Source organism: Roseateles sp. P4_D2 (assembly GCF_056401875.1).
Map to the genome: position 1 here is coordinate 53593 of NZ_JBFUIM010000015.1, position 12490 is coordinate 66082.

At 67.8% G+C, this 12490-nt stretch carries 11 protein-coding genes; 5 read left to right on the forward strand and 6 right to left on the reverse strand.

What is annotated here, in order from left to right; all coding sequences use genetic code 11:
* Positions 1 to 94 precede the first annotated feature (94 nt).
* Entirely contained in the window at positions 95 to 568 is a 474-nt protein-coding gene (locus AC1DW0_RS24500) for a low molecular weight protein-tyrosine-phosphatase (RefSeq protein WP_056191718.1), read from the forward strand.
* Here the strand turns inward: AC1DW0_RS24500 and AC1DW0_RS24505 are convergent, their stop codons facing one another.
* The 5 genes from AC1DW0_RS24505 to AC1DW0_RS24525 form a co-directional block, all read right to left on the reverse strand.
* Positions 569 to 3670, reverse strand: a complete 3102-nt coding sequence (locus tag AC1DW0_RS24505; RefSeq protein WP_477948565.1) for an efflux RND transporter permease subunit — start codon at positions 3668 to 3670, stop codon at positions 569 to 571.
* Positions 3667 to 4854: an efflux RND transporter periplasmic adaptor subunit gene (locus tag AC1DW0_RS24510; protein WP_477948567.1), complete on the reverse strand. Its 1188-nt coding sequence runs from the start codon at positions 4852 to 4854 to the stop codon at positions 3667 to 3669. The genes AC1DW0_RS24505 and AC1DW0_RS24510 overlap by 4 nt, the downstream gene beginning before the upstream one ends.
* A 107-nt stretch (positions 4855 to 4961) precedes the next feature.
* Positions 4962 to 5870 carry a pseudouridine-5'-phosphate glycosidase gene (locus AC1DW0_RS24515; RefSeq protein ID WP_457389736.1) on the reverse strand — a complete coding sequence of 303 codons (909 nt, stop codon included), beginning with the start codon at positions 5868 to 5870 and terminating at the stop codon, positions 4962 to 4964.
* Positions 5871 to 6779, reverse strand: a complete 909-nt coding sequence (locus tag AC1DW0_RS24520) for a carbohydrate kinase family protein (RefSeq protein ID WP_457445864.1) — start codon at positions 6777 to 6779, stop codon at positions 5871 to 5873.
* Between the two features lie 9 nt (positions 6780 to 6788).
* The gene (locus tag AC1DW0_RS24525) at positions 6789 to 7490 is read right to left on the reverse strand and encodes an alpha/beta hydrolase family protein (protein WP_477948569.1); all 702 of its coding nucleotides are present in this window, start codon (positions 7488 to 7490) and stop codon (positions 6789 to 6791) included.
* A gap of 94 nt (positions 7491 to 7584) precedes the next feature.
* On the opposite strand from AC1DW0_RS24525, the gene alaC reads away from it, so the two are divergent.
* On the forward strand, positions 7585 to 8802 hold the full coding sequence (gene alaC / locus AC1DW0_RS24530; protein ID WP_457445862.1) for an alanine transaminase: 1218 nt from the start codon (positions 7585 to 7587) through the stop codon (positions 8800 to 8802).
* Positions 8799 to 9461, forward strand: a complete 663-nt coding sequence (gene gph, locus AC1DW0_RS24535) for a phosphoglycolate phosphatase (protein ID WP_477948572.1) — start codon at positions 8799 to 8801, stop codon at positions 9459 to 9461. Before alaC ends, gph begins: the two co-directional genes overlap by 4 nt.
* On the opposite strand, the gene AC1DW0_RS24540 is transcribed toward gph, so the two are convergent.
* Positions 9439 to 10041 carry a chalcone isomerase family protein gene (locus tag AC1DW0_RS24540; protein ID WP_056191702.1) on the reverse strand — a complete coding sequence of 201 codons (603 nt, stop codon included), beginning with the start codon at positions 10039 to 10041 and terminating at the stop codon, positions 9439 to 9441. The genes gph and AC1DW0_RS24540 overlap by 23 nt on opposite strands.
* Positions 10042 to 10313: 272 nt before the next feature.
* On the opposite strand from AC1DW0_RS24540, the gene trpE reads away from it, so the two are divergent.
* Together trpE and AC1DW0_RS24550 are read left to right on the forward strand one after the other, a co-directional pair.
* Positions 10314 to 11801 (forward strand): anthranilate synthase component I, encoded by a 1488-nt coding sequence (gene trpE, locus AC1DW0_RS24545; protein ID WP_477948574.1) that lies wholly within the window; start codon positions 10314 to 10316, stop codon positions 11799 to 11801.
* A gap of 76 nt (positions 11802 to 11877) precedes the next feature.
* Positions 11878 to 12462, forward strand: coding sequence for an anthranilate synthase component II (locus AC1DW0_RS24550; protein WP_056191700.1), 585 nt, complete (start codon positions 11878 to 11880; stop codon positions 12460 to 12462).
* Positions 12463 to 12490 lie beyond the last annotated feature (28 nt).

Consider the following 12490-nt stretch of genomic DNA (forward strand, 5'->3'; position numbering starts at 1 on the left):
GGCGATGCTTGCCGGTTCGACCGGCAAGCACATCACCATTGCGGGCCGGCTTGGGAGCGGCCCGGCGCTCGTCCCGCGCAACTGAGTAACTGACATGGCCGCCATCCTGCTCGTCTGCACCGCCAACATCTGCCGCTCGCCGATGGCCGAGGCCATCTTCAGGGCCAAGCTCGGCGACGTGTTCAAGACCATTGCCTCGGCCGGCGTGCATGCTGACCCGCGCGGCGGCCCGGTGGACGCCCGCGCCGCAGCGGCACTGGGCCGGCACAACTACAGCCTCGACCGCAAATGGCGCTCGCGCCGCGTCGAGCCTGAGCAGCTCGGCCAATACGACCTCGTGCTGGCCATGGAGGCTGAGCATGTCGACGCGCTGCGCACCAAGGCAGCGCCCGAGCACCACGCCAAGATCCTGCTGCTGACCGACTTCGTGCCCGAGCTGGCCGGCCAGGACATCCCCGACCCCTATTTCGGCCCGGTCGCAGGCTTTGACGCCGTCATCGGCATGCTGGAGCGCGCGGCCCAGCGGCTGCTCACCGAGAGCCGCGAAGGCCGCCTGAAACTGAGCTGATCAGGCTGCCTTGCTGGCGAAGTCCGCCACTTCGCGCACGTCCGGCCCGGTGCCGCTGAAGCGGTCCAGCGCCAGGTAGATCACGGGCGTGATGTAGAGCGTCACCGCCTGCGACAGGATCAGGCCGCCCACCACGGCCAGGCCCAGCGGCTGGCGCAGCTCGGCCCCCGCGCCCAGGCCGAGCGCAATGGGCAGCGCGCCCATCAGCGCCGCCAGCGTCGTCATCATGATGGGCCGAAAGCGCAGGATCGCGGCCTGGCGGATCGCCTCGGCCGGCTTGAGCCCCTGGCTGCGCTGCACGTCCAGCGCGAAGTCGATCATCATGATCGCGTTCTTCTTGACGATGCCGATCAGCATGACGATGCCGATGGTGGCGATGATGGTCAGCTCCATGCCGAACAGCTGCAGCGTGATCAGCGCGCCCACCGCCGCCGACGGCAGGCCGGCCAGGATGGTCAGTGGGTGGATGTAGCTCTCGTAGAGCACGCCCAGCAGCACGTAGATCACGGCCACTGCCAGCCCGATCAGCAGCAGCTGGCCGCCCTGCGAATCCTGGAACACGGCCGCATCGCCACCGTAGCTGGTGATGACGCTGGGTGGTAGCTTGATGTCGCGCGTGAAGGTGTCGATCTGCTTGGTGGCGTCGCCCAGCGGCACGTTGGGTGCGAGATTGAAGCTGATCGTGACGGCCTGCAGCTGGCCTTGGTGATTGACCGCCGTGGGCCCGAGCGTGCGCTGCACGGTGGCGAAGGCCGTCAGCGGCACCTGCGCGCCGTTCTTGCCGCGCAGGTAGATCTTGTCGAAAGCGGCTTCGCTGCTGCGGTCGTCCTCGCCGGCTTCCATGATGACCTGGTAGGTGTTGCTCTCGGCATAGATGCTGGACACCTGGCGCTCGCCGAAGGCGCCGTACAGCGCATTGCGCAAGTCCTGCATCTGCACGCCCAGGATGGCGGCGCGCTCGCGATCGATGACAAGGCTGGCCTGCAGGCCGCGCATTTGCGAGTCGCTGGTGATGTCGCGAAAGCGCTCATCGCCGCGCAGCTTCTCCTGCAGCCGGGTTGCCCAGGTGTTGAGTTCGCCGGTGGATACCGACTGCAGCGTGTACTGGTAGCGGCTCTTGCTCTGGCGGCCGCCGAGCTGCAGGTTCTGCACCGGGCGCAGATAGACCTGGATGCCGGGCACTGCGCGCAGCTTCTTGCGCAGGCCTTCCAGCACCTTGGGCATGGGCTCGCGGCTATTGCGGGCCTTCAGGTTGATGAACATGCGGCCGGTATTGGTGGCGCTGCCCGAGGGCCCACCGCCGACAGCCGAACTCAGGGCGAAAACGTTGGGATCGTTGCGCACGATGGCGGCCACGCGCTCCTGCAGCAGGGTCATCGCGGCGAAGGATGTGTCCTCGGCAGACTCGGTGCTGGCCTGTATCTGGCCGATATCCTCCTCGGGGAAAAAGCCCTTGGGGATGGTCATGTAGAACCACACCGTCGCGATGAAGCTCAGCAGCGCCACGCCCAGCACCCAGTTGCGGTGGCGCAGGGCCAGATCCAGCGTGCGGGTGTAGGTGTCCAGCGTCCATGTGAAGCCGCGCTCGAACAGGCGCCCCATCGGTCCATCCTCATGGTGCTCGTCGGCCTTCAACAACCGGCTGCACAGCATGGGCACCAGCGTCAACGACACGACGGCCGACACGAGGATGGCCAGGCCGACGACGACGGCGAACTCGTGGAACAGCAGGCCGATGACGCCCGGCATGAAGAAGATCGGGATCAGCACCGCCACCAGCGACACCGAGATCGACAGGATGGTGAAGGCCATCTCGCGCGCGCCGCGCACCGCCGCGTCGAAGGGCTTCATGCCGTCCTCGACGTGGCGGACGATGTTCTCCAGCATGACGATGGCGTCGTCCACCACCAGGCCCACGGCCAGCGTGATGCCGAGCAGCGAGATGTTGTCCAGCGAGTAGCCGAGCGCGAACAGCAGCGTGAGCGCGCCGATCAGCGAGATTGGCAGCGAGGCCGTCGGGATCAACGTGGCCACGGCGCGGCGCAGGAAGATGAAGATCACCAGCACAACGAGGCCGACCGTCAGCGCTAGCGTCACGTAGACATCGTGCAGCGACTCGCGGATGGATACCGAGCGGTCGTTCAGCGTGCTCATCTGGATGGACGCCGGCATCTGCGACGCGAAGCGCGGCAGCAGGGCCTTGACCTTGTCCACCACCTGCACGGTGTTGGCGTCGGGCTGGCGCTGGATGGCCAGCACGATGGAGCGCTCGCCCTGGTAGGTGGAGTAGGTCTTGCTGGTTTCGACGCTGTCCTGCACGTCGGCCACGTCGCGCAGCAGCACCGGCGCGCCGTTGCGCGAGGCGACGACGGTGCGGCCGAACTCGGCGGCGTTGCGCAGCTGGCGGTTGGCCTGGATGGTCAGTGTCTGGCGCGAGCCGTCCAGCACGCCGACAGGCGTGTTGGCATTGGCGGCGCGCACCGCCGTCTGCAGCTCGTCCAGCGTGATGTTGCGCTGGTTGAGCAGGTCCGTCTTGACCTTGATGCGCACCGCATAGCGCTTCTGGCCAAAGATGGACACCTGGGCCACGCCGTCGATGGTGGACAGGCCCGGCGACAGCAGGTTCTCGGCGTAGTCGTTCAGCTCGGTCAGGTCGATGGAGGGCGAGGTCAGCGCCACCAGCAGCACCGGCGCATCGGCCGGGTTCACCTTGCGGTAGCTCGGCGGCGAGGTCATCTCGGCCGGCAGCGCGCGCAAAGACCGGAACAGCGCCGCCTGCACGTCCACGGCGGCGGCGTCGATGTTGCGGGAGGGGTCGAACTCCAGCGTCAGCGAGGTGTTGCCCAGCGTGTTGGTCGACGAAATGGTCAACAGGCCGGCGATGGTCGAGAACTGCTTCTCCAGCGGCAGCGCGACGGACGAGGCCATGGTCTCGGGCGATGCGCCCGGCAGCGACGCACCGACGTTGATGATGGGCGTGTTGTAGGACGGCAGCGCCGCGACCGGGATGCGGCTCCAGGCGGCCAGGCCGGCGATGACGAGTGACAGGTTCAGCAGCACGGTCATGACCGGCCGCCGGATGAACAGCTCGGTGAGCCTCATTTGTCAGCGCCCGAAGCGGCAGACGCTGGGGCCGATGCGGCGCCCGCTCCGCCGCTGGCTTGAATGCGCAGTGGCGTGCCCGGCCGCAGGTTCTGCTTGCCTTCCATGACGACCTGGGCCGTCGCATCCAGGCCCTCCACCACCGCCTGCTCGCCCATGGCCTGACGCAGCTGCACGGGCACCAGCTTGGCGGTGTTGTCGGGCGCCACGACGTAGACCGAGCGCTCGTTGCCGCGCATGATGATGGCGGCCTGCGGCACCACGGTCACGCCCTTGAGCGTGCGCAGCGTGACGCGCACGCGCAGGTACTGGCCCGGCCAAAGCGACTGGGCCTTGTTGTCGAACTCGGCCTTGACCTTGATCGTGCCGGTGGCGCTGTCGACGAGGTTGTCCACCGCCGTGACGCGGCCCTTGATGGAGGTTGCGCCGCGCGCCGAGCCCGGCGGCGGCAGGGCCTCGACATCCAGCTCGCCGGCACGCGTGGCGCTCAGCAGCGAGCCGAGCTGGGTTTCAGGCACCGTGAAGCTGATGGCGATGGGGTCCAGCTGCGCGATGTTGACCAGCGGCAGCGCCGTCGCATTGGCCTGCACCAGGCTGCCCGGGTAGACGCTGACGATGCCGACGCGCCCGCTGATGGGCGCGCGCAACTCGTTGTAGCCCAACGTGACCTGGGTCGCCTGGATCGCGGCCTCGTCACTGCGGATCAACGCCTGGCCGGCATCGAAGTTGGCCTGAGCGGTGTCCACCGCGTTCTGGGCGATGAAGTTCTGCGCCTTCAGTTCCTTGGCGCGGTTGAGCTGGCGCTCCAGGTCGGTGAGGCTGGCGCGGTCGCGGGCCAGCTGGGCGCGTGCCTTCTCCAGCGCGGCGCGGTCGCCGCGGTCATCGAAGCGGAACAGCAGGTCACCCTTCCTGACGTTCTGGCCGTCCTTGACGAGGACCTGGGCGACGATGCTGCTCGTCTGCGCACGCAGGTCCACGCTCTGCAGCGCGGTGACGGTGCCGCTGGCCTCCACGGTGATGGGCACGTCGGCCTGCCGGACCTTGACGACACCGACGTTCTGCGCCGGCGGCGCACTCGCCACCCCCGCCGGGGCCGACGCGCCGCCTGTATCGTCCTTGCGCCCACAGCCCGCCAGAACGGCCAGCACCAGGCCACAAAGAATCACGGGGGAGGTCGCGCGCATGCAAGCCTGCTGAAAGTAATGGGGATTGACTCAGGAAACAGATCAGCTTAACCGGCCTGTTTTGCTCGCAGTTTGCTGGCCACCACCAGCTTGCGCGTTTTTCGCTTTTAGTTCTGCAGCGCGCGCGCCAGCCGAGCGCCGACGATCGCGTTGTGCTTCACGAGGGCGATGTTGGTCGTCAGGCTGCGACCACCCGTCAGCGCCTTGATGCGCGCGAGCAGGAAGGGCGTGATGGCTTTGCCGGCGACGCCTTGCGCGTCGGCTTCCGCGAGAGCCTGGGCCGTGATGGCGTCGATCTCCTCGCGCGGCATGGCCTGTGCTGCCGGCACCGGGTTGCTGACGACGACACCGCCAGCCAGGCCCAGCGTCCACTTGGCGCGGATGAAGCGGGCCTGCTCGTCGGCCGAGTCCATGCGGAAGTCCGCCTTCAAGCCGCTGTCGGGGGTGAAGAAGGCGGCGAAGTTGTCCTGGCCGACCGACAGCACCGGCACGCCGTGGGTCTCCAGGTACTCCAGCGTCAGGCCCAGGTCGAGGATAGACTTGGCGCCCGCACAGACGACGGCCACCGGCGTGCGCGCCAGCTCCTGCAGGTCGGCCGAGATGTCGAAGCTCTCGTGCCCGCCGCGGTGCACGCCGCCGATGCCGCCGGTGACAAAGACCTCGATGCCGGCCAGGTGGGCGCAGATCATCGTCGCCGCCACCGTCGTGGCACCGAGGCGCCCGGTGGCGATGGCAAACGGCAGGTCGCGGCGGCTGAGCTTCATGGCGTCGGGCGCCTGGGCCAGCTGCTGCAGTTCGGTGTCCGTCAGGCCGACGCGGATGCGCCCGCCGATGACCGCGATGGTCGCCGGCACGGCACCTTCGATGCGGATGACGTCCTCGACCTCGCGCGCCGTCTGCAGGTTCTGCGGCCACGGCATGCCGTGGGCAATGATGGTGGATTCGAGGGCCACGATCGGCCGGCCCTGCTCATGGGCGGCGGCGACTTCGGGCGAGAGCTGGATCAGTTCGTTCATCTATCGTTCTTCCAGGAACCTGGGGTTCAGTTCGGGGTGGACGCTGTCCTCGGTCTGCAGCGTCAGTGCAGCGAGGTCCAGGCCCAGGCGGGCGGCGGCGTCGAAGTCGTCGGGCGCGCGCAGCAGCGAAGCGCAGACGCCGGCCGACAGCGCGTCGCCGGCACCGGTCACGTCCACGACATGCACCTGCGGCGCCGGCCAGTGGCGTGGTGCGCGGCCCGGCGTGCTGAGCAGCAAGCCGTCGGCGCCCTTGGAGACCAGCACGCAGCCGACGCCGCGTGCGTGCAATGCATCGAAGGCCTCGTTCGCCTCTGCCGCAATGGTGGCCAGTTCACCGGCATTCATGACGAGCAGGTGCAGGCCGTCCAGGCGCTCCGGCAGTCTTTCCATCTTGGCTTCGGACACCGCCACGCCCACCAATGGGATGCCGCTGGCGCGCGCCTCGCCGAGCAGCAAGGGCCAGGCGTCGGTGGGCAGGTTGCCGTCGGCCACGACGAGGGCGGCCCCCGCGCGCAAGGCTTTGCTGGCCGCCAGCGCCCAGGGGTTCAGGCTCTCGACGAGCGGCATCGACGCCAGGCCGAGTTCCAGGCTGCCGTCTGGCGCGAGCACCGCGGTGTAGCTGTCGCTGGCGTGGCGGCGCAGCCGGATGACGGCGCGCGTGTCGATGCCGACCTGGGCGGCCTGCTCCAGCAGCATGCGCCCGCCGGCGTCGTCGCCCACCGCGGCAACCAGCGCGACCGGCAGGCCCAGCCGCGCCAGGTTTTCGGCGACGTTGCGCACGACGCCGCCAGGAGTTTCATGTGACTCGCAGGGGTTGGACGACCCGTGCAGGGAGTTGGACAGCAGCCTGAGCTTGCGGTCGATATTGAGGCCGCCGATGCAGGCAATGGGGGCGGCGGAGGTATTCATTGCTCGATTCTAGGAAGTCACCCGCCGCGCGCCCCCCGGGGCTTGCGCTAGGAACCATGCCGCCATCGCCGCTGCCAAGGCCTGCACCACCTGCGCGTCGTTGCGCCCGCTGCGCGCCCGGACATGGAAGGCGTGGTCCGCATCCTCCTCGAGATGCAGCGTGGCTGGGTCGCCCAGGCCCTGGACAACGCCCCGCAGCAAGGCCAGGTCGGCCAGCTCGTCGCGCGTGCCCTGCAGGAACAGCATCGGTACGGCGACCTGCGCCAAGTGCGCCGCCCGGTCAATGGCCGGTTTGCCGGCCGGGTGCAAGGGAAAGCCCACGAACACCAGCCCGCGCACGCCCGGCATCGCCTCGGCGGCTTGCGCCTGCGACGTCATGCGGCCGCCGAAGGATTTGCCGCCCGCGAACAGCGGTGTGTCGGGCAACCGTTTGCGCGCCGCCGCCACCGCAGCGCGAACGGCGGCGTGCGCCACAGCGGGCGAGTCGGGGCGCTTGGAGCCGCGCTCCATGCAGGGGAACTGATAGCGCAAGGTCGCCACCGACGCGTCGAACAGGGCCTGTGACAACGCCGCCATGAAGCTGTGGTGCATGCCGGCACCTGCGCCGTGGGCGAACACATAGGTCGCACGCGGCTGTGGCGGCTGCAGCCACAAGGCCGAGACCGTGGTTTGATCGTCAACGGTCAGCGTGAGGGACTCAGGCGTGCTCATGGTCACCAGCTTAGTGCGCTAGAGTCGCCCGCGGTGCGGCGCCACGCCGCCCACGTCGCTCGGACGGTTCCGGGCGCTCACGTGAACACTGCCAATGACCTCTTCTTCCGCTTCCAGCGGCAAGCGCCGCTTCGCGCGCATCGACCGTCTCCCGCCCTACGTCTTCAACATCACCGCCGAGCTCAAGCTGGCGGCTCGCCGACGGGGCGAAGACATCATCGACATGAGCATGGGCAACCCCGACGGGGCCACACCGGCACACATCGTCGCCAAGCTCAACGAAGTCTCGCAACGGCCCGACACCCACGGCTACTCGGCCAGCAAGGGCATCCCGCGCCTGCGCCGGGCGATCTCGCACTGGTACGAACGCCGCTACGGCGTCGCCATCGACCCCGACCACGAGGCCATCGTCACCATTGGCTCCAAGGAGGGCCTGGCCCATCTGATGCTGGCCACACTCGACCGCGGCGACACCGTGCTGGTGCCGGACCCGAGCTACCCCATCCACATCTACGGCGCGGTGATTGCCGGCGCCGACATCCGCGCCATTCCGGTCAGCAGCGAGGTCGACTTCTTCGCCGAGCTGGAGAAGACCATCCGCGGCAGCTACCCCAAGCCCAAGATGATGGTCTTCGGCTTCCCGTCCAACCCGACGGCGCAGTGCGTGGACCTGGCCTTCTTCGAGCGCGTCGTGGCGCTGGCCAAGAAGCACGACATCCTCGTCGTGCACGACCTGGCCTATGCCGACATCGTCTACGACGGCTACGTCGCGCCATCCATCATGCAGGTGCCCGGCGCCAAGGACGTGGCGGTCGAGTTCTTCACGCTCTCCAAGAGCTACAACATGGCCGGCTGGCGGGTCGGCTTCATGGTCGGCAATCCGGATCTCGTCGCGGCGCTGGCGCGCATCAAGAGTTATCACGACTACGGCACCTTCACGCCGCTGCAGGTCGCCGCCATCGCTGCGCTGGAGGGCGACCAGCAGTGCGTCAAGGACATCACCGCCAGCTACCAGCGCCGCCGCGACGTGCTCTACAAGGGCCTCATCGAGGCCGGCTGGGTGGTGGACTGCCCCAAGGCCAGCATGTACATCTGGGCGCCTATTCCCGAGCCCTACCGCGAGCTCGGCTCGCTGGAGTTCGCGAAGCAGTTGCTGGAGAAGGCCAAGGTCTGCGTATCGCCCGGCATCGGCTTCGGCGACCACGGTGACGGCCATGTGCGCTTTGCGCTGATCGAGAACGAGTCGCGCATCCGCCAGGCGGTGCGGGGCATCAAGGCGATGTTCAAGGCCGATGGCCAGCTGAAAACATGAAACCTCAAGCCCTCATCCTCGACCTGGACGGCACCCTTATCGACACGCTGGGCGACTTCGTTGCCGTGCTGGGCCGCGTGCTGGTCGATCTCGGCCTGCCACCGGTCACGTCGGCCTTCGTCGAGCACACCATCGGCCGCGGCAGCGAGCACCTGGTGCGCACGACGCTGGCCGAGGTGGGCGGCGCGCCGACGCTGTTCGAGCAAGCCTGGCCGCTCTACCAGCAGCACTACGCCGGCCTGAATGGCGAGCAAGCAACTGTCTACGCGGGCGTCGTCGAAGGGTTGGAAGCACTGCGAGCGCTGGGCCTGCCGCTGGCCGTGCTGACCAACAAGCCGGGCGCGCCGGCGCGCGAACTGCTCAGGCGCAAGGGGCTGGATGGTTACTTCACCCACGTCTTCGGCGGCGACGACTTCGCGCGCAAGAAGCCCGATCCGCTGCCGTTGCTCAAGACCTGCGAGGCGCTGGGCACGCCGCCCGCGGCCACCTGGATGGTGGGCGACTCACGCAACGACGCCGAGGCCGCGCGCGCGGCCGGCTGCCCGCTGGTGCTGATGACCTACGGCTACAACCATGGCGAGGACATCCGCGCCGTGCCGGCCCTGCAGCACCTGGGCCGGCTCGACGCGCTAGACCTCAGCGGCGGCGTTCGCGCTTGATGCCGAGCAGGGCTTCTTTCAGCGCATCGTCGGCCGGCTTGTCGCCCAGCCAGATGCGCAGCAGGGCCGTGAAGAACTCAGGCTCCTTGATCGGCTCGCTCAACAGCGACTTGCCGTTGACCAGCAGCGTCGACCCGAGCCCGGGCACATAGTCGACCGTGAAGTTGTCGCCGCTGTTAAGTTGCTTGCGGCTCGCGAAGACTTCGCTCAACTTGAGCACGCCATTGATGGACTTGACGAACTCGTCGCGCGGCGCGTTGGCTTCCATGCCCTTGGTGAAAAGCTTGCCGAGTTCGTTGCCGTCGATCTCGCGCAACATCTGGATATGGATGCGCTTGGGGCCGGGCGCCGCGAGCACCTCGGGCGTCGTGCTGACCTTGTGCGTCAGGTACAGGCCCGCCGTGTAGACCTTGACGACAAACTTGTAGCGCACGCCGGCGCCGTTGAGGACCAGCTTCTGGCCCGCCAGGTCCATGGCCGTCTCGTACTTCACGTTGGCCACCTCGACCGTCTCGGCCCAGGCGCTCCCCCCGCTCAGACTGCCCACGGCCACCAGGGCCGCGACGATGAATGCGCGCATGTCTCGCTCCGTTGCTGTGCCGCGATGGCGGCATCTTCGTGAACCGAAGTATGGCGTGTCAGGCTCAAAGACCCGCTGATACACTGATCCGATCATGTTCATCACGCGGAAGTACATCACGGGGTCGAGCGACCGGGGAGCCTGGCCCTGGCGTCGCTGGTTCACCGCCGACTGATGCTGCTTGGCGCGCCCTGACGCGCTTTTTCTCGCGTTGCCCGTTCTCCATCGGGCTGCACGCCAAGCCCTGAAAACTGTCTTTTCAAGGTTTGACCGTGATCACCGAACTTGAATTCCAGAGCCTCGCTGCCGAGGGCTACAACCGCATCCCGCTGATCAGCGAGGCCTTTGCGGATCTCGAAACCCCGCTGTCCCTGTACCTCAAGCTCTGCGCCGGCTCTGGCCAGGGCCGCAACAGCTTCCTGCTGGAGTCCGTCGTCGGCGGCGAGCGCTTCGGGCGCTACTCCTTCATCGGCCTGCCGGCCCGCACGCTGATCCGCGCAACGGGCCAGCTCTGCGAAGTCGTCACCGACGGCGCCATCGTCGAGACGCACGAAGGCAACCCGCTGGACTTCATCGCCGCCTACCAGGAACGCATCAAGCCCAAGATCCCGACGGGTCTGCCGCGCTTTTGCGGCGGCCTGGCCGGCTACTTCGGCTACGAGGCCGTGCGCGCCATCGAGAAGCGCCTGGACCGCGATCACGCAGGCGAGAGCCTGGGCACGCCGGACATCCTGCTGCTGCTGTCCGAGGAAGTCGCCGTCATCGACAACCTCTCCGGGCGCCTGTACCTCATCGTCTGGGCCGACCCGCGCCAGCCGGAGGCCTATTTCCGCGCCAAGAAGAAGCTGTCGCAGCTGCGCGACAAGCTGACCTACAGCGTCAGCGTGCCCCGTGTGCCGCGCGGTGAAGCCCACCCAGTCACGCGCGGCTTTGCCAAGGCCGACTACCTGGAAGCCGTCGCCAAGGCCAAGGACTACATCGCCGCCGGCGACCTGATGCAGGTCCAGGTCGGCCAGCGCATCTCCAAGCCCTACAAGGCCGAGCCGATCGCGCTGTACCGGGCGCTGCGAGCGCTGAACCCCAGCCCCTATATGTACTTCTACGACCTGGGCGACTTCCAGATCGTCGGCGCCAGCCCCGAGATCCTCGTGCGTGAAGAACATGCCGGCGACGGCAGCCGCAAGGTCACGATCCGCCCGCTGGCCGGCACGCGCCCGCGCGGCGCGACGGTGGAGCGCGACCTGGAACTGGAAGCCGAGCTGCAGGCCGACCCCAAGGAGCGCGCCGAGCACCTGATGCTGATCGACCTGGCGCGCAACGACATCGGCCGCATCGCCCGCGTCGGCAGCGTCAAGGTGACGCAGTCCTTCGCCGTGGAGCGCTATTCGCATGTGATGCATATCGTCTCCAACGTCGAGGGTGTGCTGCGACCCGAGGTCGGCCAGCTCGATGTGCTGAAGGCCACCTTCCCCGCCGGCACGCTGACCGGCGCGCCCAAGGTGAGGGCCATGGAGCTGATCGACGAACTGGAGCCCGTGCAACGCGGCATCTACGGCGGCGCCTGCGGTTATCTGAGTTTTGCCGGCGACATGGACCTGGCCATCGCCATCCGCACCGGCATCATCAAGAACGGCATGCTCTATGTGCAGGCGGCGGCCGGCGTCGTCGCAGACTCGGTACCCGAACTGGAGTGGCAAGAGACTGAGGCGAAGGCACGCGCTCTGCTGCGCGCCGCCGAACTCGTCGAGGAGGGATTTTGATGAGCCCCCACGTTCACTTCGTTCACTGCCCCCCAAGGGGGATGGCCTCCCTTGGGGCGGCCCGGCGGGAGTCCAAATGCTGCTGATGATCGACAACTACGACAGTTTCACCTTCAACCTCGTCCAGTACTTCGGTGAACTGGGCGCGGACGTGAAGGTGGTGCGCAACGACGAGATCACCGTGGCCGAGATGGCGGCGCTGGACCCGGCTCATATCGTGTTTTCGCCCGGCCCCTGCACGCCCAACGAAGCCGGCGTCTGCGTGGAAGCCATCCAGCATTTCATCGGCAAGAAGCCGCTGCTGGGCGTGTGCCTGGGCCACCAGTCCATGGGCCAGGCCCTGGGCGGCAAGATCATCCGCGCCCAGCGCCAGATGCACGGCAAGGCCAGCACGATCACGACCGATGGCCGCGGTGTCTACACCGGCCTGCCCAAGGATTTCTCGGTGATCCGCTACCACTCCCTCGTCATCGAGGAAGCGAGCTGCCCGGCGGTGCTGGAGATCACCTCGCGCAGCGAGGATGGCGAGATCATGGGCGTACGCCACCGCGAACTGGCCGGCACGGCCACGCCGTGCGAGGGCGTGCAGTTCCACCCCGAGTCCATCCTCAGCGAGCATGGGCACGCGATGCTGCGCAACTTCCTGGAGTTGAAGGCATGAGCCCCGCACGGCCGCCCGAAGGGGCTCA

Bases quoted from the DNA above. Each gene is read 5' to 3' on its own strand.
- AC1DW0_RS24510 (WP_477948567.1), bottom strand. From the start codon at position 4,854: ATGCGCGCGACCTCCCCCGTGATTCTTTGTGGCCTGGTGCTGGCCGTT.
- AC1DW0_RS24550 (WP_056191700.1), top strand. From the start codon at position 11,878: ATGCTGCTGATGATCGACAACTACGACAGTTTCACCTTCAACCTCGTC.
- AC1DW0_RS24525 (WP_477948569.1), bottom strand. From the start codon at position 7,490: ATGAGCACGCCTGAGTCCCTCACGCTGACCGTTGACGATCAAACCACG.
- AC1DW0_RS24540 (WP_056191702.1), bottom strand. From the start codon at position 10,041: ATGCGCGCATTCATCGTCGCGGCCCTGGTGGCCGTGGGCAGTCTGAGC.
- AC1DW0_RS24520 (WP_457445864.1), bottom strand. From the start codon at position 6,779: ATGAATACCTCCGCCGCCCCCATTGCCTGCATCGGCGGCCTCAATATC.
- AC1DW0_RS24505 (WP_477948565.1), bottom strand. From the start codon at position 3,670: ATGAGGCTCACCGAGCTGTTCATCCGGCGGCCGGTCATGACCGTGCTG.
- AC1DW0_RS24500 (WP_056191718.1), top strand. From the start codon at position 95: ATGGCCGCCATCCTGCTCGTCTGCACCGCCAACATCTGCCGCTCGCCG.
- alaC (WP_457445862.1), top strand. From the start codon at position 7,585: ATGACCTCTTCTTCCGCTTCCAGCGGCAAGCGCCGCTTCGCGCGCATC.
- gph (WP_477948572.1), top strand. From the start codon at position 8,799: ATGAAACCTCAAGCCCTCATCCTCGACCTGGACGGCACCCTTATCGAC.
- AC1DW0_RS24515 (WP_457389736.1), bottom strand. From the start codon at position 5,870: ATGAACGAACTGATCCAGCTCTCGCCCGAAGTCGCCGCCGCCCATGAG.